Source organism: Porphyromonas somerae DSM 23386 (genome assembly GCF_000372405.1).
In the GTDB taxonomy this organism is placed as follows: domain Bacteria; phylum Bacteroidota; class Bacteroidia; order Bacteroidales; family Porphyromonadaceae; genus Porphyromonas_A; species Porphyromonas_A somerae.
In genome coordinates, this window is the sequence record NZ_AQVC01000029.1 from 1 (window position 1) to 24,422 (window position 24,422).

Genomic DNA, 24,422 nt, shown 5'->3' on the forward strand with positions numbered 1-24,422 from the left:
AAACTGAGTTGCAACTAAGCGATCGGCGAGTTGCAACTAAGCAAATGCCGAGATGCAACAAAGCAATTGCTTAGTTGCAACTAAACTTTTGGCCACTTAGCTGTTGCTTTTTTAGGCAGTTGTACGAAGACCATCAGCCCCCTTATTTGTGGTATGGATTTATCCGTGGATGTTAATTATGAACTCAGAGTAACAATCTCCTTATTCATAGATACCCCGATAACTACCACTTACAAGACTATTCTAATGCGTAACCCCTGCAAACCCTCCCTCGTTATGCTCTATCCCCAACTTTTTTTTGGTATCTTTGGCTATTAAATGGCGTAATGAAGTAATATGGGTAGGCAGTTTGACTTTCGGAGCAAAGCGATGATGGGGAGTGATCCTCACCAATATTTTCCACAGCAGTTATCCACCCCTGCTTATGTGCAGGTGGAGGCTCAGCTGAGGGCCAACTTAGAGCGTATCCAGCAGGTTGCGGAGCGATCTGGTGTGGAGATTATCCTGGCCTTTAAGGCGTATGCTCTATGGAAGTTATTCCCTATCTTTAGAGAGTATATCTCGGCTTCTACTGCTAGTTCATTGGCTGAGGCACGAATGGGTAGGGACAAGATGGGTAGCCTCACGCATACCTATGCCCCCGTTTATAAATCGGAGGAATTTGAGGAGATTATGGAGTGTAGCACCCATATTGTCTTTAACTCCTTATCGCAATTTGAGCGGTACTACCCTAGGGTGCGGGGCTATCAAGGTCACCCGATAGAGTGTGGTATTCGAATCAACCCCGAGTATAGCGAGGTGGGTACAGAGCTCTACAATCCTGCGGCTCCAGGTAGCCGTATGGGAACGATTGTGTCGCAGATCCCAGAGAAACTTCCGGAGGGCATGGTGGGTATTCATATCCATACGCACTGTGAGAGCAATTCCTATCAATTGGAGCGGTCACTCAAGGTAATAGAGGAGAAGTGTGACCATCTATTGAAGCAGGTAAAGTGGCTCAATCTAGGAGGTGGCCACTTGATGACGCATCAGGAGTATGATGTGGAGCACTTGATCGGGCTTTTGCTCAGTTTTAAGGCTAAGTATCCGCATCTCCATATTATCTTGGAGCCAGGGAGTGCTTTTGCTTGGGAGACTGGCTACTTAGTTGCCACGATTGAGGATATTGTGGAGAATCATGGTATAAGAACACTGATGATGGATGCCTCTTTTACCTGCCATATGCCTGATTGTCTTGAGATGCCTTACCAGCCACGTGTGAGGGGTGCAGAGATGGCACCCACGGCTACCCATACGCACCAATATCGTATCGGGGGTAATAGCTGTCTGAGTGGCGATGTGATGGGCGATTGGTACTTTGCTAATGAGCCCAAGGTGGGCGACCTCCTAATCTTTGAGGATATGCTGCACTACACCAGTGTGAAGACTACGATGTTTAATGGCATTAAGCACCCGTCTATCTGTGTGAAGCGATTGGATGGGCAGTTAGAAGTGCTAAGAGAATATGGGGTGGAGGATTATTTGAGTAGAATGGATTAACCGAGGGTATCGTTGCCCTTTTTGAGGGCTTTGGATACTTATATTTGGAGAAGATAATGGCTTTTTTTGGACTGTTTTCGAAGGAGAAAAAGGAGACGCTGGATAGTGGATTGGAGAAGACCAAATCCTCTTTCTTTGGGAAGCTCTCTAGAAGTGTGGTCGGAAAGACCAAGGTGGATGATGAGGTACTCGATGAGCTGGAGATGACGCTGGTGAGTAGCGATGTCGGAGTACCTACCACGCTCAAAATCATCAAGCGGATTGAGGAGCGTGTAGCTAGAGATAAGTATGTGGGGACTGGTGAGCTACAGCAAATCTTGCGTAGTGAAGTGGCTGCTATGTTGGAAGAGAATAATACCAGTGATGGTACCGACTTCTCGATCAAAGAGCAGGAAAAGCCCTACGTAATACTAGTGGTAGGGGTGAATGGTGTGGGCAAAACGACGACCATTGGTAAGCTTGCCTATCAATTCAAGAGCTCAGGATATAAAGTGGTGCTCGGGGCTGCCGATACCTTTAGAGCGGCGGCGGTAGACCAATTAGTGATATGGGGCGAGAGAGTAGGGGTGCCTGTCATCAAGCAGGAGATGGGGAGTGACCCAGCTTCGGTCGCTTATGATACGGTGGCTCATGCCAAGGCGCAAGGTGCCGATGTGGTGCTGATTGATACCGCTGGAAGGCTACACAATAAAGTGGGGCTAATGAATGAGCTAACCAAGATCAAGAATGTGATGAAGAAGGTATTGCCCGAAGCTCCGCAGGAGGTGCTTCTAGTATTGGATGGCTCTACGGGGCAGAATGCCTTTGAGCAGGCGAAGGAATTTACCGCTGCTACTGATGTAACCGCTCTAGCTGTGACGAAACTCGACGGAACCGCAAAGGGTGGCGTGGTTCTTGGAATTTCTGACCAATTTAAGATCCCTGTGAAGTACATCGGTCTGGGTGAGCAGATGACCGACCTACAGTTATTTAATAAGCAGGAATTTGTGGATTCTTTATTTGGCGAGTAGTGAAGAAGAATAGAGTAGATGTGATCACCATGGGGTGCTCCAAGAATCTGGTTGATTCGGAGCATCTGATGAAGCAATTTGCTAGCTATGGCTATCAAGTGGTTCATGATGCCGAGATTCCTGAAGGGGAGATTGTGGTGATCAATACTTGTGGCTTTATAGAGAGTGCACGGGAGGAGTCGATCAATGCCATTCTGCAATTGGTAGAGGGGAAAAAGGAAGGGCGGATCGGCAAGCTATTTGTAATGGGCTGTCTGAGTGAACGGTATATGGAGGAGCTTCAGGCGGAGATCCCAGAGGTGGATAGGTTTTATGGTAAATTTAATTGGAAAGAGTTGTTGGCTGATATTGGAAAGGCATACCACACCACTCCAGCCGATTTGAGGCTCCTATCTACTCCCGACCATTATGCCTACCTCAAGATTGCTGAGGGGTGCGACCGTACTTGTGCCTACTGCTCTATTCCACTGATGACGGGAAAGTACCAATCTCGGCAGATGGAGGAGATTCTTCAGGAGGCTAAGAGCCTTGCCACACAAGGGGTGAAGGAGCTTCAGTTGATTGCTCAGGATCTGACCTATTATGGGATAGACCTCTACAAAGAAGCAAAACTACCACAATTGGTGAGGGAGCTCTGTAAGATTGATGGCATTGAGTGGGTGCGACTACACTACGCTTACCCCAATCACTTCCCAATGGAACTGCTAGATGTGATTAGGGAGGAGCCGAAGGTGTGCAAATACTTAGATATCGCCTTACAGCACATCAATGATGAGGTGCTGAGCTCTATGCGACGCTTCGTGACGAGGGAGGAGACGCTAGCACTTATCTCGACTATTAGGGAGCGGGTGCCAGGTATTTATTTGCGGACCACTTTGATGGTGGGGCACCCTGGGGAGAGTGAGGAGGCCTTTGAGGAGTTGATGGACTTTGTGCGAACAGTCCGCTTTGAGCGAATGGGTGCCTTTAGCTACTCTCACGAGGAGGGGACCTATGCTTATCAGCATTATGAAGATGAAATCCCTGCCGAGGTAAAGCAAGAGCGACTAGATCGCTTGATGGCGCTCCAAGAGGAGATTGCTTTTGAGAAGGCGGAGGAATTGGTGGGTACCATTCAGAAAGTGATGATTGATCGGGCTTCGGAGGGCTACTATATTGGTCGTAGCCAGTACGACTCCCCAGATGTGGATCCTGAGGTGCTAGTAGTGACAGATGAGGAACTGACCATTGGGGACTTCTACGATGTGGAGATTGTAGAGGCAGATGGCTTTGATACCATTGGGAGATTGCTATGAGTGATAAAAGCGATATCTTAAGGCAGGCACAGGCCCTTATGCAGGCGAGGTTGGTGGATCAAAGTGACCTCGTTTTGCCATGCATTGGTCTATTTAGAGCTCGGTTTTGTGAGGAGTACATTTTGACCGAGGAACGAGGTCGGGTGTTGATGCCTCCACATATCGCTTTGGAATTTATTCCCGCTGAATACCTGTTGGAGGCGCAGCGTTATACTCAGTTGGACTATGATGCACCCACCTCATATGTAACGCAAGAGTTTATTGAATCATTAGCCCTGCTCCACAACTTAGATGAGGAGGAGGGCTCTAGAGCTCTTGCTGCTGAGATAAAGGAGTTCTTAGATGGTTTGTTTAGGGGGCGAAGAGTCTCTCTATTTGGGTTGGGTGACTTTTATGTGACGGAGGAGATTGAGGGGGTATTGTTGTTGAACTTTGTCCCCTCTAGTGCGGTGATTGAGCTGCTTAATCAACCTTTTTCTGTCTACAAGCCTACGTTGCTTCGGGAGAGCGTCCAATTTCCAGAGCTTCAAACAACCTCTACGGTAGCTGAGGGGGCGACTGTGGCTCAATTTGCCATTACAGAGAAAGAGCCGGAGAAGCCGGAGGTTATTGAGCAACCGATCCAAGCAGAAGCTGTGCCGGTTGAGGCGACCCCGGTTGCTCCTCCAAAGAAAAAATCCCGCAACACTGCCCCATTCCTTTGGATCTCCTTGGCAGTGGTGGCACTACTCGCATTAGTCGTGTGGTGGCTAGCCCCTAAGTCTCCAGCACCTCTGCCCGAAGAGAGTAATCAGGTGGCTGTGGTGAAAGATACTATTCCAGTGGTGAATGATACCCTTGTACTCACGCCAGAAAACCCTATTGCAATAGATACCATTCAGGTAGGTAGGGGAGGCTCCTTGGCACAGATTGCTCGTCGGTATTATGGCAATGTCTATTACTGGGTCTATATCTATATGGCGAATAAAGATAGTATCCCTGATCCCAACAATCTGCGTTATGGGCAGACTCTAATGGTTCCTTCGCTTGAATGCTACGATCTCAGAAAGGATTCTCTTGAGGCTGTTCAGGAGGCGAAAGCGTGGGAGACCATTATCCAAAATCGAAAGTTTGAATCTTACAGAGAGCAAAGAGCTACAATCTCATTACCATGATGCGAAAAATACTTTTTTTATGCCTAGTCGGTGTGGCTAGCTTATTGAATTTGAATGCCCAAGTACAGCCTGTTGATCATGTTGAAGTGCTGATGGGCACAATGTCGACCTATGAGCTTTCGTCGGGTAATACCTATCCCGCCATTGCTCGGCCGTGGGGGATGAACTTTTGGACTCCTCAGACGGGGAAGAATGGCGATGGTTGGCAGTATACCTATACCGCTAATAAGATTCAGGGTTTTAAGCAGACGCACCAGCCAAGCCCTTGGATGAACGACTACGGTCAGTTCTCCATTATGCCAGTCACGGGAGACTTGCGTACAAAGGAGGCAGAGCGGGCGAGTTGGTTTTCGCACAAAGCGGAAGTGGCGAAACCATATTATTATAGTGTCTACTTGGCCGACCATGATACCGAGGTGGAATTGGCACCTACAGAGCGAGCCGTGGTATTTGATATTCACTACCCCGACTATAAAGATAATTATCTGGTGATAGATGCGATGGAGGCTCCCTGTAAGATCTCTGCAGATGAATCTCGGGGAGTGGTTACAGGATATACCACTAAGAATAGTGGTGGAGTGCCTGATAACTTTTGCAATTACTTTGTACTGACTAGTGATGTGCCATTTGAACTGGTTTCTTCCGATAGCACCACTCTAGCGATCGGTTTCCCTAGAGGTAGCAAAGTGACCCTAAGGGTGGCTAGCTCCTTTATCAGCACAGAGCAGGCTTGGCAGAATCTGGAGGAGGTAGCTGGTCGCTCTCTAAGCGAAGTGGCAGAGGAGGGGCGTGCTGAATGGGATCGTTTGCTTGGACGGCTACAAGTGAAGGGGTCCGACCTCGATGATATCCGCACCTTCTACTCTACACTCTATCGTTCGCTACTCTTTCCACGACGTTTTTATGAGGTAGATGCATCTGGTAAGGTCTTGCACTACAGCCCATATAATGGCAAGGTGTTACCTGGGTATATGTATACCGATACTGGCTTTTGGGATACCTTTAGAAGTCTATTCCCACTGCTCAATCTTTGCTATCCCGAAGAGGCGAGTAAGATGCAAGAGGGACTTGCTAATGCCTATCGTGAGAGTGGGTTTTTGCCTGAATGGGCTAGCCCTGGGCACCGTGATATAATGGTGGGGAATAATAGTGCCTCGGTAGTGGCAGATGGTTATATTATGGGACTTACCCCCAAGAAGGATGCTGAGGTGCTATGGGAGGCTGTGGTGCACGGTGCCCATAGCCGCCACCCTGAAGTGAGTGCTACTGGGCGTGCTGGATTTGAGTATTACAATAAGCTGGGATATGTGCCTTGCGATGTGGGTATTAATGAGAGTGCTGCTCGTACTCTTGAGTATGCTTATGACGATTGGTGCATCTATCAATTTGGAAAGGCACTTAATAAACCTAAGTCGGAGATTGCTATTTATCGTGAGAGGGCTATGAATTACCGCCATCTCTTTGACCCAAGTCACCGCCTGATGAGAGGAAAGCTACAAAATGGTGAGTGGCAAGCTCCATTTAATCCGCTTAAGTGGGGCGATGCCTTTACCGAGGGAAATAGTTGGCACTATACTTGGTCGGTATTCCACGACCCTCAAGGACTAATCAACTTAATGGGTGGCGCCAATACATTCGTACAGATGCTGGATAGTATATTCCAGCTTCCACCGCTTTTTGATGATAGCTACTACGGATTTACTATCCACGAGATCAGAGAGATGCAGATTATGAATATGGGTAATTATGCCCACGGTAATCAGCCAATACAACACGCTATCTATCTCTACAATTATGCTGCTCAGCCTTGGAAGGCTCAGTACCGTGTACGTGAGGTGATGAATCGCCTTTACGCACCTACGCCTGATGGGTATTGTGGTGATGAGGATAATGGACAGACTTCTGCGTGGTATGTCTTTTCGGCTATGGGCTTCTATCCTGTCTGCCCTGGGTCGCAACAGTATGTGATTGGTTCGCCTCTATTTGACGAGGTGATCGTGGAGCGTCCTGGTAAGCAACCTATCCAGTTGAAATCAACGGATAATAACAGAGATAATCGCTACATACAGTCTATCTATATTGATGGAAAGCAGTGGAGTAGGAACTACTTAACGTTTGACCAGTTGAGGAATAGTGATGAAATATCATTTGAGATGGGTCCCCAACCCAACTATCAGCGAGGGACTATGCCAAGCGATGCTCCCTATTCTTTATCAAATGAGTAGTTGATACCTCAGATTTTGCAATGAGGAGGTATCAATTGTGCGTAAAAAGTGTTATCTTTGTATTGTAATTCTAACCGCTTTATGTACAATATAGTATATATGGCTAGATATTTTTAATAGGACAGATATGGCTTACTCCAACAATGTGATGATTATTCGCCATGAGCTACTTTCAAAGCTTGTGCGACTTTGGTATGATGGTGAATTGGTAGAGAAAATAGATTCTGTACCCATAGAGATGATCCCACGGCATCGCAAAGAACGTATTCGTTGCTGTCGCCATAAAGAGCGTGCAGTGCTACGATATAAGATGTTCCCGCTGTTGGGACTAGATATGACGGATGAGGTAGATGAAGTGACCCCACTCTCATACTACGCTAAGCAGGTACTCGAGGAGCGTCAGAAGAAAGACAATCTTCTCTGTGTTGTTGATGAGGCTTGCACCAGTTGCGTGGAAATCAATTATGAGGTCTCCAACCTCTGCCGTGGCTGTGTGAGTAAGGCATGTTACAATGCCTGCCCTAAGAAGTGCATTAGTTTTAAGAAAAATGGTCAAGCGGAGATTGATCATGATGACTGCATTAGTTGCGGTCGTTGCCATGGTGCTTGCCCCTATCATGCCATCGTATATATCCCTGTGCCTTGTGAGGCTTCATGCCCAGTTGGTGCCATTAAGAAGGATGAGCACGGTATTGAGCACATTGATGAAAGCCGCTGTATCTACTGCGGTTCTTGTATCAATGCTTGTCCATTTGGTGCTATCTTTGAAGTCTCTCAGGTCTTTGATGTGCTTCGGGAGATTAAGGCGGGTGAAAAGGTGATAGCTATTGTGGCTCCTGCTATTTTGGCCCAGTACGATGCTCCTCATGCTCAGGTGTATGGGGCATTGAAGCGTATCGGCTTCTCCGACGTGATTGAGGTGGCTCAGGGTGCTATGGACACTGTGCACCACGAAGGGCACGAGCTTTTAGAGAAGTTGGAGGCTGGGCAGTCCTTTATGACTACCTCTTGCTGTCCTTCTTTCTACGAAGCGATTGACAAGCATATCCCTAAGTTGCATGACTTTGTCTCCGATTCTAAGTCGCCTATGTACTATACTGCTGAGCGAGCAAGAGCTAAGTACCCCAATGGTAAGATCGTATTTATTGGCCCTTGCGTGGCGAAGCGCAAAGAGGCGCGCCGTGAAGGTCAGGAGGTGGACTATGTGATGACCTTTGAGGAGATTGCCTCAATCTTTTCTGCCCTTGAGATCGACTTGAAGAAGGAGGAGAGCTTCCTCCCAGAGGTTACTTCTGTACGCGAGGCACACGGCTTTGCTCAGAATGGAGGCGTGATGGGTGCTGTTCAGAGCTACCTAAGATGCCAGCCTGAGACTGCGGATAAGGTGGATAAGGTCACTACGGAGATGATTTGCAATATCGATAAGAAGACACTTGCCAAGCTCAAAGGGTATGCGGTACGGGGCACTGCTCCAGCTCAATTTATTGAGGTGATGTGTTGCCCTGGTGGGTGTGTCAATGGACCGAGTGCCCACAATCATATTGTGGCAGGTCGTAAGCAATTGGCTCAAGAGATCTCAACGATTCCACTCACTTATGCTGACCTCCCTCGCTAAGCTTTTACAAGGTGAACAGCTTGAGGAAGAACAATTCCTCGAGTTGCTCAGCTGTGAAGGAGATGAGGTGGAGAAGGCAGCAGGAGCAGTTGCGAAGGAGCACTTCGGCCGTGAGATAAAGCTTCGTGGGCTCATTGAAATTTCCAATTATTGTCGTTCCGACTGCTACTATTGTGGTATTCGTGCTTCTAATAGAGCAGTTGATAGGTACCGACTGACTGAGGAGGAGATTCTTGAGGTCTGCAGTATAGGAAATACTTTAGGTCTCGGTACGTTTGTACTCCAAGGTGGTGAAGACCTCTACTGGAGAGGAAACCGCTTGGTAGAGTTGGTGCGTGAGCTACATCGGAAGTATCCCAATGTGGTATTGACCCTTTCGCTTGGCGAAATGAGTCAACCTGAATATCAAGAGCTTTATGATGCGGGAGCCAGACGCTATCTATTGCGTCACGAGACGATAGACCCGCTTCATTTCCAGCAACTTCATCCTCCTCGCCAGCGTATTGAAAGTCGTGTAGCGGCACTTAATGCTCTGAAAGAGATTGGCTTTGAGACAGGAGTAGGGGGTATGGTTGGTTCGCCAGGTCAAGAGCTTTGTCATTTGGCACGCGACCTAGCCTTTATCCAAAGGTTTCAGCCAGCGATGATTGGGATTGGTCCTTTTCTGCCACACCACGATACTCCATTTAGAAGTTACCCGAGTGGTTCGCTAGACCTCACGGTGCGTATGGTAGCTCTTTGCCGCTTGATCTGCCCGACTGCTAATATACCAGCTACTACAGCTGTGGCGTCACTCTCCAATGAGGGACGTCGGAGGGCTATTGAAGCGGGTGCAAATGTAGTCATGCCCAATCTCTCACCGCCTCGCTTTCGGCAGTTGTATCAACTTTATGATCATAAGGCGAGCTTTGGAAGTGAAGCGGCAGAAGGAATAGAATTATTGCGATCGGAGCTAGCGTTGTATGGCTTTACAGCAAAATAATAAGATAATGAAATACGATAAGTATTCGGCACGTGCCGAGGAATTTATTAATCATCAAGAGATACTTGATACCATCGCCTATGTAGAGGCGAATAAAGACAATAAGGAACTGCAGAGAGCTATCCTAGAGAAGGGGCGTGAGGCAAAAGGCTTAGATCACAGAGAGGCAGCGCTTTTGCTACTCGCCACAGATGAGGATATTAGGCAAGCGACTGCTGAGCTGGCAGGCGAATTGAAGCATCGTTTCTACGGGCGAAGGATAGTGCTATTTGCTCCGCTTTACCTCTCTAATTACTGCGTTAATGGCTGTACCTATTGCCCTTATCACTTGAAGAATAAGCAGATTCCACGACGTAAGTTAACCCAAGAGGAGATCCGGCAGGAGGTAATAGCTCTGCAAGATATGGGTCATAAGCGGTTGGCACTAGAGACGGGGGAGCACCCTATGCATAATACGATGGAGTATCTGCTTGAGTCGATAGAGACGATCTACTCTATTCACCATAAAAATGGAGCTATCCGAAGGGTGAATGTCAATATCGCTGCCACCACCGTGGAGAATTATCGTCGACTACATGAAGCAGGCATCGGCACCTATATTCTCTTCCAAGAGACTTATCATAAGAGCAATTATGAAGCACTTCACCCTACTGGACCAAAGAGCGACTACGCCTATCATACTGAGGCGATGGATAGAGCTATGGAGGGCGGAATTGATGATGTAGGCTGTGGAGTACTCTTTGGCCTCAATACTTATCTCTACGACTTCATAGGGCTTTTGATGCATGCAGAGCACCTCGAAGCTCGGTTTGGAGTGGGTCCCCACACCATCAGTGTCCCCCGAATTTGTCCTGCCGATGATATTTCTTTAGGCGACTTCCCCAATGCAGTGCCCGATGATATCTTTTTGCATATTGTGGCAGTGGCTCGTATTGCCGTTCCTTATACAGGTATTATTATGTCTACAAGGGAACGGGCTTCTGTGCGTAGTGCGGCACTTCACCTTGGGGTGTCTCAGGTCAGTGGTGGCTCTAAGACCACTGTAGGAGGCTATGCCAACGAAGCAGATGCCAAGGACTCCGCACAGTTTGATGTGAGTGACCAGCGCACTCTTGATGAAGTGGTGGCTTGGCTCCTTGAAGAGGGGCATATCCCAAGTTTCTGTACCGCTTGCTATAGAGAGGGGCGAACGGGTGACCGCTTTATGCAACTTTGCAAGAATGGTCAGATTGCCAATTGCTGTGGACCCAATGCACTGATGACACTAGAGGAGTATATCTCGGACTATGCATCGCCGCATACACGCCAATTGGCGGAACCTGTGATCCAGCGTGAACTAGCACTGATCCCCAATCCAAAGGTACAGTCAATTGCACGGGAGAGAATCCAGAGGATAAAAGAGGGAGAGCGAGATTTTAGACTATAGCAAATATGAAGTCGGTAGCTACCCCTCAATCCGAATTGCCACATATCCTTATCTATGGCTCAGTAAATAGTGGCAAGTCAACACTATTCAACCTGCTGGTGGGGCAGAAGTATGCCGTTACTTCGCCTATCGCTGGTACCACCACTGATGTACTTTATAAGCGTATTGAACTACCTGAAGTGGGGCCAGTGGTGCTGGGAGATACCCCAGGGGTGGGAGATTCATCTCCTTTGGGAGCACAGAGAATGGCGGCCACTCGTGTGGCTTTGAGGCGTGCAGATATTGTGCTAGTCCTTCAAGATGAGAGGGAAGAGTCGCTAGACCCGCAGTTGGTAAAGGACTACCCGAATGCTATCTTTTTAACCTTTAAGTTACCCTTTTCTGAGGACAGAGAAGCATTGCGAGAGCAAGCTATTGAACTAATAGCTAAAACGCTTAAGGAGCGGAAAATATGCCGACAGGAGACCCTCTCGGGAAACCTTGCAAAACCGAGCGACTTGGTACTTCTAGTGATGCCACAGGATAAGGCGGCTCCTAAAGGACGACTAATCTTGCCACAGGTGCAGATGATACGAGAGTTGCTAGATAAGCACTGTTTGGTAGTAGCCATTCAACCTGAGGAGCTTGGTGCGACCCTTTCCAAGCTACGTGCGATGCCCGACTTAGTCATCACCGACTCTTCTGTTTTCCAAGAGGTGGAGAAGCAATTGCCTTGCGAAGTACCACTTACCTCTTTTTCAGTATTGATGAGTGCTTATAAAGGGGATATCCACCGTTTAGTGGCAGGTGCAAAAGTGCTCTCTCAGCTACCGCCCAACGCTCATATATTAATAGCAGAGGCTTGCAGCCACGTGCCAACTAATGAGGATATCGGTCGAGTGAAGTTGCCTAAATTACTACGTAAGAAGCTAGGGGATGAGCTAGTGATTACCCATGTGAATGGTGACGACTTTCCTACAGACCTGAGTGGATATCAACTGGTGATTCACTGTGGAGCTTGTATGATGAATCGCAATCATCTCCTTACTCGACAGGAGGAAGCAACCCGCCAGCAAGTGCCGATGACCAATTATGGTATCGCCATCGCACAGTTGCTAGGCATACTTGATCGAGTAGTCCTACCATAATTACAAAACACCACATCAACCTCTCATTGCGTAACAGGGGTTACGCATTAGAGGTGCTAAGTGAAAAGCTGGTTGAAATAGGGTGCAGAGCCCTCCTTTGCAACCATCTGTAATTCAATATTGTACATAAGCGTTTGCCGAGATGCAACTAAGCAATCGGTGAGTTGCAACTAAGCATTTGTCGAGTTGCATCTCGCCGATTGCTTAGTTGCATCTCAACTTTTACCCCCCCCATAGAGGAGAATGGCACTTAGTGCAATATTCTCATTAAAGGATGGTGAGGTAGGGGCGGAGGAGGTGGGTGTATTCGGGGGTGTAGTTGTGAGTGCCAGCACCTGCTAGTATGGTGAGGTGGCTAGTGGTGCAGGGGGTGGGCTCTTGGCTCCATAGGGTGAGGACTCGCTTTGGGGTTTTATTTTGGGTGGTCTGTATGTAGAGGTGGTGTTGGGGGTGGATATTGTATTCTTTAGCTGCCTTTAGGTAGTCACTCTGTGCAGAAGTGGCTAGTATGGTAGCAATCTGCCCTTGGGGGGCTAGGTGGTGGAGGCTGGTTGCAAAGAATTGGTCGGGGGAGAGGGTAATAGAATGCTTCGCTACGGTCTCTCGTTGATCGTTGTTTTTGTGTGTTGGGGTGTAGTAGGGCGGGTTGCTGAGGATAAGGTCGTAGTGCGTTGCACCCCGATAGTCTCGGTAGTCTTGTTCTAGTATGGTAACCCTATCGGCAAAGGGGGAGTGAATTGCGTTGTAGCTCGCTTCTTTGGCACTGGCGCTATCTAGCTCTATGCCTGTGATATGGGTGGTAGGAAAAGCTTGTGCCAGCATAAGGGCAATAATCCCTGTGCCGGTACCGACGTCCAATACCGTTTTCGGCTGATGATCTTGGAAGTGGTGGGCAATGTAGCCACCCAGGAGCATACCATCGGTACCTACTTTGAGGGCCGACTCCTCTTGGCGTATCTCAAATTGCTTTAGTCGAAATATCTTTGCCATAGTTCCTTGAGCTTGTACCACCCTTTCATCACTTTATTATTGGTGCGGGCATAGTATCTCCGCAAGATATGATAGGCTTCTGGATCCTCTGGAGTAGGGACAATAGGATCGGCATAGAGCGGATAGGGAGCTACCGCTGTGTGGTACCGACCTCCGCCACCAGAGTGGGTGCCACTACCGTCAAATCCATCATTGGTGACCAAGGGAGGATTGCTATTGATGCTCAGCTTTTGATGAAGGAGTAGCGAGGCGTGCCAACGGACCGCCCAGGAGTTGTTTTCCCCAGTAATCTGTCGGCGTAGCATCTTTGGAAAGTCCATAAACCCACCATATCTAAATCGTTGATAGAGCTTTGGATCATGTTCTAACTGTTGTAGCAACTGCTTCCCATCTGGCTCCCAAAGCTCTTGCCAACGGTCTTGCCAAGTTGCCCAACCCCAGCTGCCTGCAAAGTAAAGTGGGTGGTTGTTTCGGAGCTTTGAAGAGGTATAAAAAGTGCCAGCGTGTAGATGGGCGATTCTTTTCTCAGAGGCATAAAGAGAGAGTGCATCATTCATCCAACGCAAGAAGTAGGGAGAGAGAATCAGATCATCCTCCAGCACAATCACACGGTCGTGTGTCTGAAGTAGCTTAGTAACCCCCTCCACAATGTTATGGGCGAGCCCTCTGTTAGTGGGCTGGCAGTGGAGCTGTGACTTGGGGAATTGTCGGCAGAGTGCACGCACCTCTTCTACCGCTTGTTGGTCGTCCGCACCTTTTGCCCCATCACTCCATATATATATAGGAGTATGGGTGATCTCGGGTTGCTGTAGTAAGTTCTGTAGAATTCGTGCTGTGTGCTTTGGACGGTTGTAGACAAATAGGAGCAGTGGGGCCAACTCTTTTCGGTCCAATGCTCGCTGAAGTCCCTCTAAGTCTAGTGGTGGTCGCTGCCGCCAAAGCTTCATCATTGGTCGCATCTGCCAAAGATTTCTAGCCATCTTAAGGAGCGATCGTCGGCGATTTCCTCTTGAGAGAAGTGCTTCGCCAAATGGAGCCAGGTGCCCTCTGTAGAATTGTGCAAAAGGGGAAAGCAACGGATTGATCGCCTCTGCGAGGTGGTAGGCCTGCTTTAGCCGAAGGGTTTTCTCGTCTGAAATGGCGGTAGAAGGACGGAAGTGCTGTCCCGTGAGGTGCGGAAGGAAGCCGATTTTTAATCCAGCAAACCTTACTCGATGGGCATAATCTAGGTCCTCGCCATAGTGGTGGAAAAGAGGCGAGAAGAGACCCACCTTTAGGAGTGTCTGCCGTGGTAAATACCAAAGTGCCGCATTGATAAAGGAGAGTTCGGTAAATCCGTGATAGGGTGGCTCTGGTAGATAGTGGGCAAATCCTTGCTCTACCGCTCCGTCGCTACCGTGGTGGAGTGGGGAGAGGATGCCTATCTCGGGATATTGTTGGCAGTGATCGGCTAAGGCTCGTATCGTTTCAGCTGAGATACTGGCATCTTGATTAAGTAGAAAGATTCCCTCATAGCACTCCTTGGCTTGCACCTCCTCCATTAGGAGGTTATTGGCAGCTCCAAAGCCGAGATTGGAGGGGCGACGGAGCACCCTTACAAAGGGATAGCGCTTTTCTATCTCATCAGGAGTGCCATCGGTAGAGGCATTGTCTACTACTGCGATCTCTAGCTGGTCGCGGTCATACAGAAAGGGCTGAAGTAGACTATCTATCCACTTCAGCCCATTGTAGGTGACTATGGCGACCAGAATCATATCGCCAAGGTATTATTTATTGCGTTGGCTACGCTTGCGTTCGGTCTCATCAAGTATGATCTTACGCATACGCATTGACTTAGGGGTCACCTCTACCAATTCGTCGGACTTGATATACTCTAGGGCATCTTCAAGCGAGAAGCGAATTGGAGGAGCGAGTTGCACCTTGTCGTCCGAACCCGAAGCACGCATGTTGGTTAGCTTTTTGGATTTGCAGACATTCACGTTGAGGTCTTCGTCACGGGTGTTTTCTCCTACCACTTGACCAGCATATACCTCCTCTTGTGGGTCGATGAAGAATCGACCGCGGCTCTGCAGGTTATTCAGGGCATAGGCGTAGGCAGTACCACTCTCTAGTGCAACGATGGAGCCATTGTTGCGGGTCTCGATATCGCCTTTCCAAGGCTCAAAGTCTAGGAACCTATGTGCCATAATTGCTTCACCACTCGAAGCGGTTAGCACCTGATTATTCAACCCGATAATGCCTCGCGAGGGGATGCGGAACTTGAGGAAGGTGCGGTCGTTTTTCTGCTCCATCTCGGTCATCTCGCCCTTACGACGGGTCACGAGGTCAATGATTTTGCTCGCTACCTCCTCGGGAAGGTTCACCGTTAGCTCCTCAATTGGCTCATGCTTTACCCCATCAATCTCCTTGATGATGACTTGGGGCTGCCCCACCTGAAGCTCGTACCCCTCACGGCGCATGGTCTCAATAAGAATGGATAAGTGTAGTACCCCTCGGCCATAGACAATCCAACTATCGGCACTATCTGTCTCCTCTACTCTAAGCGCTAGGTTTTTGTCTAGCTCTCTCTGGAGACGGTCATAGATATGGCGTGAGGTGACATATTTTCCCTCCCGACCATAGAAGGGGGAGTTATTGATCATGAAGCGCATGCTCATTGTCGGCTCATCAATCGCAATACTTGGTAGAGCCTCTGGAGTGGAGACGTCGCAAATCGTCTCGCCGATCTCAAAGTTGTCGAGCCCAACCACAGCACAAATATCACCACAAGAAACCTCGTCTACCTTGCGACGACCAAGTCCCTCAAATATATTAAGCTCCTTGATCTTGCTCTGCTGCTGGGTACCATCACGCTTCATCAAGACGATGTTCTGACCTACCTTGAGGGTGCCACGGTGGATACGCCCCACAGCAATACGCCCTACGAAACTAGAGTAATCGAGGGAGGTGATGAGCATTTGGCTTGCCCCCTCTAGCATCGGTGGTTCGGGGATATACTTGATGATGGCATCGAGGAGCTGATGAATGTTGTCGGTCGGTTTTCTCCAATCGGTCGACATCCAACCTTGTTTTGCCGAACCAAAGAAGGTGGGGAAGTCCAATTGATCCTCTGTTGCATTGAGGTTGAACATTAGGTCAAAGACCATCTCCTGCACTTCATCGGGCCGACAGTTCTCTTTATCCACCTTATTAATCACCACAATAGGCTTCAGTCCCATCTCAATCGCCTTGCTCAGCACAAAACGAGTCTGAGGCATCGGCCCCTCAAAGGCATCGACAATCAGCAGACAGCCATCAGCCATATTGAGTACACGCTCCACTTCACCACCAAAGTCGGCGTGCCCTGGAGTGTCTATGATATTAATTTTGTAGTCCTGGTATCTGATGGAGACATTTTTGGAGAGGATCGTGATTCCTCGCTCACGCTCTAGGTCATTATTATCTAGCATCTGTGTGAGCTCTGCACTCTCTTCCCTAAATAGCTTCCCAGCCTGTAGCATACGGTCCACGAGCGAAGTCTTACCGTGGTCCACGTGTGCAATAATCGCAATGTTTCTAATCTTTTGCATCTAATCTCCTTGTATTTACTTTTGTCGGCACAAAGATACCAAAAAGTGTACGCACACGGTGATAATCACCCCGCCCCCTTCAATACTCCATCGGATATATGAGGTGAGGAACAGCAGAAAAATGGGTCGGAAGTATTGTTTTATAGCATACTTTTGGGGTAAAAGGTGTTTGGTATCTATTTATTTCTTAAGTTTGTGATGTTGTAACCTAAGGGTCTAAAGTACCATTGGCTGATAACAGAATAATATTAACGATTTACTAATCTATACATTTATTATCTATTGCATTATGAAAGTAGCAGAGATTATTAAGAATCTGGAAGCTAAGCACCCAGGCGAGGCTGAGTATATCCAGGCAGTGCAGGAAGTTCTTGAGTCTATTGAGGACCTATACAATGCACACCCTGAATACGACAAAAACAAGATCGTAGAGCGGATGGTGGAGCCAGACCGTATCTTTACGTTCCGTGTGAATTGGGTAGACGATAAGGGTGAGGTGCAGACCAACATCGGTTATCGTGTACAGTTTAACTCGGCAATTGGCCCATACAAGGGTGGTATCCGCTTCCACAAAGCCGTGACCCCTTCTATGCTTAAGTTCCTCGGCTTTGAGCAGACTTTCAAGAATGCACTAACTACTTTGCCTATGGGCGGTGGTAAGGGTGGTTCGGACTTTGACCCAGTAGGTAAGTCAGAGGCTGAGATCATGCGTTTCTGCCAAGCGTTTATGCTAGAGCTAGTTCACTGCATCGGCCCTGATCAGGATATTCCTGCTGGTGACGTAGGTGTTGGTACCCGTGAGATCGGCTATATGAATGGCATGTACCAAAAGCTTACTCGTGAGTATCACACTGGTGTACTTACTGGTAAGGGTATGACTTGGGGTGGTTCGGAATTCCGCCCAGAGGCTACTGGTTTTGGTGCACTTTACTTCACTGAGCACCTTCTTGCTAAGGCAGGTAAGGACATCAAGGGTAAGAAGGTAGCTATCTCTGGCTTCGGCAACGTAGCTTGGGGTGCTGCTAAGAAGACCACTGAGCTAGGTGGTAAGGTGATTGCTATCTCTGGTCCTGATGGTGTTTGCGAGATTCCTAATGGCATCACTGAGGAGATGATTGACTATATGCCTGTAATGCGTAGCTCAAACCGCAACAAGGTACAGGATATGGCTGATAAGTTCCCAGACAAAACTAAGTTTACCCCTGGTAAGAAGGCTTGGAGTATCCCTTGTGACATCGCTCTACCTTGTGCTTTCCAGAATGAGCTGAATGGCGACGACGCTAAGGAGCTGAAGGATAATGGTTGCTGGTGCTGCTGCGAGGTTTCGAATATGGGTTGTACTCCTGAGGCTATCCACTTCTTCCAAAGCAGTGGTATGCTCTTTGCCCCTGGTAAGGCTGTGAATGCTGGTGGTGTGGCTACTTCTGGTCTTGAGATGACTCAGAATGCTGCTCACCTCAATTGGCCTGCTGAGGAGGTTAATGAGAAGCTACACTGGATCATGAAGTCGATCCACGAGCAGTGCGTGAAGTATGGTACTCAACCTGATGGTTCTATAGACTACGTGAAGGGTGCTAATATCGCAGGCTTTATGAAGGTAGCACAGGCTATGCTTGAGCAAGGCGTTATCTAATCAGGTAATAGCATATCAATAAAATGGGCTAGGGTCAGTAATGACGCTAGCCCATTTTGCATATAGACCTTTCAAGACGAGACAGCGTTGATCATCATAATATTCCCTATATCAAGCTAAGATGTTTGATGTATAAAACAAAAATGTTTTATACGTGAAATAGAATGGCTTTGTATATGAAATAATTGGGGTAGGCTACAGGGGTTCAGGGGTTACGTATTAGGAGTATATGCATAAGTTAATGACTCTGTAAATAGTGGAAAGTAGTGGCAAAAAAGCCCATTTATAACAATATGATATTCAACACTATATAAAAGCGAAAACTTAGTTGCAACTAAGCGATCGGCGAGTTGCAACTAAGCAAATGTCGAGTTGCAACAAAGCAAATGCTTAGTTGCAACTAAACTTTTGACCACTTAGCTGTTGTAACAATGATCTTATACAAGCTATTGAGTATAATGGAGTAAGGACCTCGTCAGAGGTCCCTCTTAAATAGACACAGGTCGGAGGGGCGTTAGCCCCGAACGACCTGTGTGTAAGAGCATATTCAGCACCTCCTTGACCCCAGCTGAGGGGTCCGGCCTAGAGATAGGGTTGTCCGACCCCTCGGCCGGGGTCGCAAGGGTGTTTTACACGTATCAATACACAGGTCTTCGGCACTCCGTGCCTTGACCTGTGCCTATTTAGCACGGACCTCTGCCGAGGTCCTTACTCATAGACACCCCGCTAAAATCCATACGGTAAGAACTTTCCAATGCATTACCTCTGGGCAGGCTGCTAGGTCGTCTTCCCCAATTAAATTTAGTCTTAACAGCCCCTTGCCAAACGACCTTCTTATGTAAGGATTAGAAGCGAAGGGTCTTAGGACGCCCTTTGGAGATGGTGTAGCTCTTGATGGCTCCTGTAGTGGGGTGTTTTAGTCGGATAGTGGTGCGATTGAGTTGAGTAGAGAGGGTCACCTGTTTTGGTTTGCCATTGCTCCAAGTGAGGTCTACCATGGCACCACCTCTCACTCTGAGCTGACGGAAGCTGCCACTTTGCCAAGTTGGGGGTAGGGCTGGCAATAGCTCCACAAAGCCATCTTGACTTTGGATGAGCATCTCCGAAATAGCCGCGATACCACCGAAGTTACCATCAATCTGAAAGGGTGGGTGGGCACAGAATAGATTGGGATAGGTACCTCCGCTATTTTCTGCTGGTTGTAGTAGGCTCTTCAGTAGCTTATGTGCTCGTGCTCCATCTTTGAGCCTAGCCCAAAAGTTGATTTTCCATGCTCTTGACCAACCTGTTCCCCCATCGCCACGACGGTTGAGAGTCTCCATCGCAGCCTTGGCGAGGTCGGGCGTACTATTCGTAGAGATGGTGTTGCCTGGGTAGAGAGCATAGAGGTGAGAGACGTGCCGGTGGTGTGGCTCCACCTCTTGATAGTCCTCCAGCCACTCTTGCAGATATCCTTTGGAGCTTATCTGGTTGGGTGCTAATCGTGGTAAGATTGCCTTAGCCTTGGCTGTCCACTCGTTTTCTATCCCAAGGATAGCGGCCGAAGTTATGAGGTTGGTGAGTAGCTCTCGCACAATTTGGTTGTCCATAGTCGCCCCCATACAGATATAGAGGGGGGTCTTGCTACCAGGTAATATGTATCCATTTTCGGGCGAAGAGGTAGGAGCCGTGACTAGCCAAGCGTGCGACGGCTCCTCAATAAGGGAAGTGATGAAAAACTTTGCCGCCCCCTCGAGCATAGGGTAGTACCTACGCAGGAACTCACGATCGAGAGTAAAGGCGTAGTGATCCCAAACGTGTTGCATCAACCAGGCACCGCCCGTATTAGTGGCACCCCATGACGCACTCTCACCAGGGGCGGTAAAACTCCAAGGGTTGGTCATCATATGAGCTGTCCACCCCTCGGCATTGTAGTAGGTCTTGGCGGTTTTGGTCCCACTCTCCACAAGAGACTCTGCCAGTCGATAGAGGGGCAAGGTGTGGTCGCCTAGTCCTGCCACTTCAGCTGGCCAGTAATTCATCTGTAGGTTGATGTTGAGATGGTAGTCGCCATTCCAAGGGAGTTGAGTGCCACCTGCCCACATTCCTTGTAGGTTGAGGGGTAAAGCATCGGGGCGAGTGCCTGAAATCATAAGGTAGCGACCGAAGTTGTAGTAAAGCTCTACGAAAGCAGGGTCCTCATCCTTTTGGAAGCGTTGCAGTCGCTCGTCGGTGGTGAGCGACTGATGATCTACTTTGCTATCAAGATGGATAGCTACTCGGTGGTACTTCTCTTGGTAGCTTTGGAGGTGGTGGGAAAGCAGCTCTTGCCAATTCCCGTGAGATAGGTCGCTTTTGCCTGGCAATAGAGAGGTGGTATTGCCGATTAGTAGAAGCACCTCATCGGCATTCGTCACCTTGAGCCCTCCCTCGGCGATAGAGACCTCTCCACCTATGGGGTATATCTTGAGTTGTGCTTTGTAGGTGACTCCTTTGTCGGTTCCCCAACCATCTTCCAATTGCCCTTCAAGGGTTATCTCATCGGGTGCGATTGAAAGTTGATATTGACTTGGTCGCCAAAGCTGCGTGGTGAAGGAGATCTTACCCTTTTGACTTGCAGTGAGCCGAATGGCTAGTACGTCCTCCTTGCCATGGCTGGCAATGTATTCGCGGCGATACTCCACCTCTCCCATTTTGAAAGAAGTAGTGAGTAGTGCTTCATCTAGATCTAGCTGGAAGCGGTAGTCACTGTAAGAGCTATCGGGTAACTGATGCTGTAGATTGAGCCAGCCGAGCATCTGGAAAGAGCCGTAGGGGGTGGTGGCCGATTGGCCATGGTTGCTTCCTTTCCCCCCGCAGACAAAGTGCTGATAGACGAGGTCTTGGGCCAACTGGCTATCTCCCTTTAAGAGTGCCTCACGGATACTGGGGAGATAGTTGCTTGCCCCTTCTTTCCACTGAGTGGGGTCGTAGCTACCGCTCCACATACTGATATCATTGAGGATAATTCGCTCATTGGCGATACCTCCATCGGGCATCATACCGAGCCGTCCATTACCTAGCGGAAGTCGCTCCTCCCATCTAGTCGCAGGGTGATCGTACCACAAGATGTGCTCCTGAGCGAGTGCCTGAAGTACCACAAGAAGGCTACAAAGGAGGAGTGCAAATCTTTTAGTCATTACTGTTACCTATTGATATGATTCTTATGCGAGTGCAAGTTAAGCAAATAATTGCATATGCTCTGACCCTATTTCAATGACTGAGTATGTAACTGGTTTCTGTCCCTTTTCTTATTGAGAAGCATAATATGATAGCTTTTATGTCTCCTTGATAGAGATCATTGACTTGATAGACTTGTTTTGTCGCTTGGTTTTATTATGTTGTCTCGTAAAGATTGGCTACATTTGTGGTATAAAATCTTTAATTAATCATTAAATAATAATTGACCCTATGGCTCTTAAGTTTATGACTGCTGATGAAGCAGCAAAGTTTGTACACCACAATGACAATGTGGGGTTCAGTGGATTTACACCTGCTGGATGTCCAAAGGTAATTCCTGCGGCTATTGCACGTCATGCAAAGTCCGAGCATGAAGCTGGACGTCCTTTCCAGATAGGTGTTTTTACTGGTGCATCAACTGGGGATAGGCTTGATGGTGAGCTGGCTCGTGCAGAGGCTATCAAGTTTAGAACCCCTTATCAATCTAATAAAGATTTGCGTGCCCTTATTAATGCTGGAAAGGTGGACTATAATGATATGCATCTTTCAATGCTTGCACAGGAGATTCGCTATGGTTTTTTAGGTAAGATTGATATCGCTATTGTGGAAGCGGCCGATGTGACCGAAGACGGTGAAATAGTTCCTACCACTGGAGTGGGTATCGCACCTACGATTTGCCGATTAGCAGATAAGATTATTGTGGAGCTCAATGATAAGCACCCAAAGGAGATTCGTGGAATGCACGATATTGCGGAGCTTCAAGACCCTCCTCACAGAGGTACGATTGATATTGTTGACCCTCACGACAGAGTAGGAACTGATTGTATCAAGGTAGATCCTGCTAAGATTGTAGCAGTCGTGAAGACTTCAGAGCCTAACGATGATTCTGCCTTTGCTCCACTTGATGAAGTCACTAAGGCGATTGGTGCAAATGTGGCTAAGTTCTTTGAGCAAGAGATGGCGGCTGGTAGACTACCAAAGGAGTTTTTGCCTGTACAAAGTGGGGTAGGTAATGTGGCTAATGCTGTTTTGGGTGCTATGGGCGATAGTGAGCAGATCCCTGCTTTCAATGTTTACACTGAGGTGATTCAGGATTCAGTGATAAAGCTGATGAAGAAGGGTAAGGTGAAGTTTGCTTCTGGATGCTCTTTATCAGTTTCGAGAGAGGTGATTCAAGATATTTATGCTCACCTTGATTTCTTCAAAGATAAGCTACTTCTACGTCCTCTTGAGTACTCCAATAACCCTGAAGTGGCTCGTCGTATCGGAGTGATTGCGATTAATACTGCATTGGAAGCTGATATTTATGGCAATATCAATTCTACTCATGTGATGGGCACCAAAATGATGAATGGCATTGGAGGATCGGGTGACTTCACTCGCTCAGGCTACCTTTCTATCTTTACCACTCCTTCGGTAGCAAAGAATGGAGATATTAGCTGCTTCGTGCCTATGGTTTCGCACCTTGACCACTCGGAGCACTCTGTGAAGATCATTATTAGTGAGTATGGTATTGCAGATCTTCGTGGCAAGTCACCTCGTCAGCGTGCTGAGGAGATCATCAATAATGTAGTGCATCCCGATTATCGCCAACTGTTGCGTGACTATCTAGCTGTTTCGAAACAGGGTCAGACCAAGGTTAATTTGGATGCTTGCTTTGAATTCCATCGCAAGTTCCAAGAGACTGGGTCAATGAAGAATGCCGACTTCTCCCCTTATAAGAAATGAGACTTATAAGAAGAATATATCCTGTCACGCTTCTAGTAGCCATAGTGCTACTAGGAGCGTGTTCTCAATCCAAGAAGGAGGATCAAAAGACGGAGATAAAGGGGATAGAGTTCCCTAACCCACCTGCTTTGATTACCGAGCCTATGGATAGAGCAGATTATATCCTCACACACCTCTTTGATGGTGTGACGGAAATAGATACTGTGCTAATGGGCTCTTCGGATGAGAGAGAGCAGTTTTTCGCCAATTATTTTGCCATTAACCTTAATGCTAATGAACAGGCTCAAAGGGAGACGATTCGCCAGTTCTATCAATTGGCTACACCTGCGATGGATTCTATTGGGATGAGACTCGTTAGTAAGTATTACGGTGAGCCAAATTCGCCCTTTTTCGATGAGGCAAGTTATTTACTGATGACTGAGGAGGCAGAAAAAGCTGGACTGCTGGATGAGGCGGAACAAATTAGATTGGCGGATCGCAAGGCTTTATTTTTACGAAATAAAGTAGGTGAGAAGGCAGAGAACTTCGACTATGTTTTGGCTAATGGTCGCGAAACATCCCTATACAATAGTGTCTCTGGGCTTACTCTTTTGCTCTTTTATGATCCAGAATGCGATACATGTCACAGTACATTATATGCTCTATCTAGTGATCCTAAGGTAAAAGAGATGGTGGATAATGGTCTCCATATACTCTGTATCTACGCTTTTGGAGATGAGGAGTCTTGGCGTCATCACCTTTCTGAATTGCCACCGTTTGCTACTGCTGGTATGGATAAAAAGGGGGTGATTTTGAGTGAAAGTCTTTACGACCTCAAAGCCCTACCTACGATCTACCTTCTAGACGAGAATTATCGCGTACTTATGAAGGATGTGATTCTTGATGATTCCGTCCTTAATGAGATTGAGGAGCATATCTGCTATTAATATTA

At 47.9% G+C, this 24,422-nt stretch carries 16 protein-coding genes; 12 read left to right on the forward strand and 4 right to left on the reverse strand.

What is annotated here, in order from left to right; genetic code table 11:
- The first annotated feature begins 336 nt into the window (after positions 1-336).
- The 9 genes from nspC (at position 337) to A3GK_RS0106580 (ending at position 12,373) form a co-directional block, all read left to right on the forward strand.
- Positions 337-1,539 (forward strand): carboxynorspermidine decarboxylase, encoded by a 1,203-nt coding sequence (nspC, locus tag A3GK_RS0106540; protein WP_018028669.1) that lies wholly within the window; start codon positions 337-339, stop codon positions 1,537-1,539.
- A 56-nt stretch (positions 1,540-1,595) separates the two neighbouring features.
- Positions 1,596-2,549: a signal recognition particle-docking protein FtsY gene (gene ftsY, locus A3GK_RS0106545; RefSeq protein WP_018028670.1), complete on the forward strand. Its 954-nt coding sequence runs from the start codon at positions 1,596-1,598 to the stop codon at positions 2,547-2,549.
- The gene (rimO, locus tag A3GK_RS0106550) at positions 2,549-3,844 is read left to right on the forward strand and encodes a 30S ribosomal protein S12 methylthiotransferase RimO (protein WP_018028671.1); all 1,296 of its coding nucleotides are present in this window, start codon (positions 2,549-2,551) and stop codon (positions 3,842-3,844) included. The genes ftsY and rimO overlap by 1 nt, the downstream gene beginning before the upstream one ends.
- Complete coding sequence (locus tag A3GK_RS0106555) at positions 3,841-4,998, forward strand: hypothetical protein (RefSeq protein WP_018028672.1); 1,158 nt, start codon at positions 3,841-3,843, stop codon at positions 4,996-4,998. The genes rimO and A3GK_RS0106555 overlap by 4 nt, the downstream gene beginning before the upstream one ends.
- Positions 4,998-7,223, forward strand: a complete 2,226-nt coding sequence (locus A3GK_RS0106560; protein WP_026161768.1) for a GH92 family glycosyl hydrolase — start codon at positions 4,998-5,000, stop codon at positions 7,221-7,223. The genes A3GK_RS0106555 and A3GK_RS0106560 overlap by 1 nt, the downstream gene beginning before the upstream one ends.
- Before the next feature lie 127 nt (positions 7,224-7,350).
- Positions 7,351-8,838 (forward strand): monomeric [FeFe] hydrogenase, encoded by a 1,488-nt coding sequence (locus A3GK_RS0106565; RefSeq protein ID WP_018028674.1) that lies wholly within the window; start codon positions 7,351-7,353, stop codon positions 8,836-8,838.
- Complete coding sequence (gene hydE / locus A3GK_RS0106570) at positions 8,819-9,820, forward strand: [FeFe] hydrogenase H-cluster radical SAM maturase HydE (protein ID WP_018028675.1); 1,002 nt, start codon at positions 8,819-8,821, stop codon at positions 9,818-9,820. The genes A3GK_RS0106565 and hydE overlap by 20 nt, the downstream gene beginning before the upstream one ends.
- 7 nt (positions 9,821-9,827) lie before the next feature.
- Positions 9,828-11,246 carry a [FeFe] hydrogenase H-cluster radical SAM maturase HydG gene (hydG, locus tag A3GK_RS0106575; RefSeq protein ID WP_026161769.1) on the forward strand — a complete coding sequence of 473 codons (1,419 nt, stop codon included), beginning with the start codon at positions 9,828-9,830 and terminating at the stop codon, positions 11,244-11,246.
- Between the two features lie 5 nt (positions 11,247-11,251).
- Positions 11,252-12,373 (forward strand): GTPase, encoded by a 1,122-nt coding sequence (locus A3GK_RS0106580; protein WP_018028677.1) that lies wholly within the window; start codon positions 11,252-11,254, stop codon positions 12,371-12,373.
- Positions 12,374-12,640: 267 nt separating this feature from the next.
- On the opposite strand, the gene A3GK_RS10585 is transcribed toward A3GK_RS0106580, so the two are convergent.
- Genes A3GK_RS10585 through typA form a run of 3 tightly spaced genes read right to left on the reverse strand, consistent with a single transcriptional unit; the run spans position 12,641 to position 16,932 of the window.
- Complete coding sequence (locus tag A3GK_RS10585; RefSeq protein ID WP_018028678.1) at positions 12,641-13,363, reverse strand: tRNA1(Val) (adenine(37)-N6)-methyltransferase; 723 nt, start codon at positions 13,361-13,363, stop codon at positions 12,641-12,643.
- Positions 13,342-15,117: a glycosyltransferase family 2 protein gene (locus A3GK_RS11050; RefSeq protein ID WP_018028679.1), complete on the reverse strand. Its 1,776-nt coding sequence runs from the start codon at positions 15,115-15,117 to the stop codon at positions 13,342-13,344. Before A3GK_RS11050 ends, A3GK_RS10585 begins: the two co-directional genes overlap by 22 nt.
- Before the next feature lie 12 nt (positions 15,118-15,129).
- The gene (gene typA, locus A3GK_RS0106595) at positions 15,130-16,932 is read right to left on the reverse strand and encodes a translational GTPase TypA (protein WP_018028680.1); all 1,803 of its coding nucleotides are present in this window, start codon (positions 16,930-16,932) and stop codon (positions 15,130-15,132) included.
- 289 nt (positions 16,933-17,221) lie between these two features.
- On the opposite strand from typA, the gene gdhA reads away from it, so the two are divergent.
- Positions 17,222-18,565, forward strand: a complete 1,344-nt coding sequence (gdhA, locus tag A3GK_RS0106600) for an NADP-specific glutamate dehydrogenase (protein WP_018028681.1) — start codon at positions 17,222-17,224, stop codon at positions 18,563-18,565.
- A gap of 845 nt (positions 18,566-19,410) precedes the next feature.
- Here gdhA and A3GK_RS0106605 read toward each other — a convergent pair.
- On the reverse strand, positions 19,411-21,723 hold the full coding sequence (locus A3GK_RS0106605) for a glycoside hydrolase family 95 protein (RefSeq protein ID WP_018028682.1): 2,313 nt from the start codon (positions 21,721-21,723) through the stop codon (positions 19,411-19,413).
- 271 nt (positions 21,724-21,994) lie between these two features.
- Between A3GK_RS0106605 and A3GK_RS0106610 the strand changes: the two genes are divergently transcribed.
- Complete coding sequence (locus A3GK_RS0106610) at positions 21,995-23,491, forward strand: acetyl-CoA hydrolase/transferase family protein (protein ID WP_018028683.1); 1,497 nt, start codon at positions 21,995-21,997, stop codon at positions 23,489-23,491.
- Positions 23,488-24,417 carry a DUF5106 domain-containing protein gene (locus tag A3GK_RS0106615; RefSeq protein ID WP_018028684.1) on the forward strand — a complete coding sequence of 310 codons (930 nt, stop codon included), beginning with the start codon at positions 23,488-23,490 and terminating at the stop codon, positions 24,415-24,417. Before A3GK_RS0106610 ends, A3GK_RS0106615 begins: the two co-directional genes overlap by 4 nt.
- The last annotated feature ends 5 nt before the right edge of the window (positions 24,418-24,422 follow it).

What these genes read in the sequence shown, in the direction of transcription:
- A3GK_RS11050 (WP_018028679.1), bottom strand. Translation starts at nt 15,117, where the DNA reads ATGATTCTGGTCGCCATAGTCACCTACAATGGGCTGAAGTGGATAGAT.
- A3GK_RS0106615 (WP_018028684.1), top strand. Translation starts at nt 23,488, where the DNA reads ATGAGACTTATAAGAAGAATATATCCTGTCACGCTTCTAGTAGCCATA.
- A3GK_RS0106605 (WP_018028682.1), bottom strand. Translation starts at nt 21,723, where the DNA reads ATGACTAAAAGATTTGCACTCCTCCTTTGTAGCCTTCTTGTGGTACTT.
- A3GK_RS10585 (WP_018028678.1), bottom strand. Translation starts at nt 13,363, where the DNA reads ATGGCAAAGATATTTCGACTAAAGCAATTTGAGATACGCCAAGAGGAG.
- A3GK_RS0106560 (WP_026161768.1), top strand. Translation starts at nt 4,998, where the DNA reads ATGCGAAAAATACTTTTTTTATGCCTAGTCGGTGTGGCTAGCTTATTG.
- nspC (WP_018028669.1), top strand. Translation starts at nt 337, where the DNA reads ATGGGTAGGCAGTTTGACTTTCGGAGCAAAGCGATGATGGGGAGTGAT.
- typA (WP_018028680.1), bottom strand. Translation starts at nt 16,932, where the DNA reads ATGCAAAAGATTAGAAACATTGCGATTATTGCACACGTGGACCACGGT.
- A3GK_RS0106555 (WP_018028672.1), top strand. Translation starts at nt 3,841, where the DNA reads ATGAGTGATAAAAGCGATATCTTAAGGCAGGCACAGGCCCTTATGCAG.
- A3GK_RS0106580 (WP_018028677.1), top strand. Translation starts at nt 11,252, where the DNA reads ATGAAGTCGGTAGCTACCCCTCAATCCGAATTGCCACATATCCTTATC.
- hydG (WP_026161769.1), top strand. Translation starts at nt 9,828, where the DNA reads ATGAAATACGATAAGTATTCGGCACGTGCCGAGGAATTTATTAATCAT.
- A3GK_RS0106565 (WP_018028674.1), top strand. Translation starts at nt 7,351, where the DNA reads ATGGCTTACTCCAACAATGTGATGATTATTCGCCATGAGCTACTTTCA.
- gdhA (WP_018028681.1), top strand. Translation starts at nt 17,222, where the DNA reads ATGAAAGTAGCAGAGATTATTAAGAATCTGGAAGCTAAGCACCCAGGC.
- hydE (WP_018028675.1), top strand. Translation starts at nt 8,819, where the DNA reads ATGCTGACCTCCCTCGCTAAGCTTTTACAAGGTGAACAGCTTGAGGAA.
- A3GK_RS0106610 (WP_018028683.1), top strand. Translation starts at nt 21,995, where the DNA reads ATGGCTCTTAAGTTTATGACTGCTGATGAAGCAGCAAAGTTTGTACAC.
- ftsY (WP_018028670.1), top strand. Translation starts at nt 1,596, where the DNA reads ATGGCTTTTTTTGGACTGTTTTCGAAGGAGAAAAAGGAGACGCTGGAT.